The sequence below is a fragment of the Pseudomonas sp. 2822-15 genome, assembly GCF_002742515.1.
In the GTDB taxonomy this organism is placed as follows: Bacteria; Pseudomonadota; Gammaproteobacteria; order Pseudomonadales; family Pseudomonadaceae; genus Aquipseudomonas; species Aquipseudomonas salomonii.
On the sequence record NZ_LJRY01000427.1, the window covers coordinates 1 to 291 of the forward strand.

At 35.7% G+C, this 291-nt stretch carries 1 protein-coding gene; it reads left to right on the forward strand.

Annotated features, from left to right (window positions below; all coding sequences use genetic code 11):
• Positions 1–43: 43 nt before the first annotated feature.
• A partial coding sequence (locus AOA59_RS32985) for a hypothetical protein (protein ID WP_218212247.1) occupies positions 44–291 on the forward strand: 248 nt, incomplete at its 3' end.

Genomic DNA, 291 nt, shown 5'->3' on the forward strand with positions numbered 1-291 from the left:
ACCAAAGGTTGTTCAAGAAAAGGTGGAATTACTACGTGCATCCATGAGTGATTTTCAGATTAATCAACAATTCACCCTTATAACGATTCCATTTAGATCCTTTCAGATTTTATCAGACATAGAAGAGCAAAAGGCTTGTTTAAAAAACATAAAAGATCATCTTTGTCGAAATGGAAGGCTTATTCTTCATATTTTTAAACCAAAAGGAATTTTAGAGGAATCTTGGATATATCCTGAACGAGTTCAGTGGGAGGAGATTGATCCAGTTACTGGGGCTCGAGTGGTTAAGAC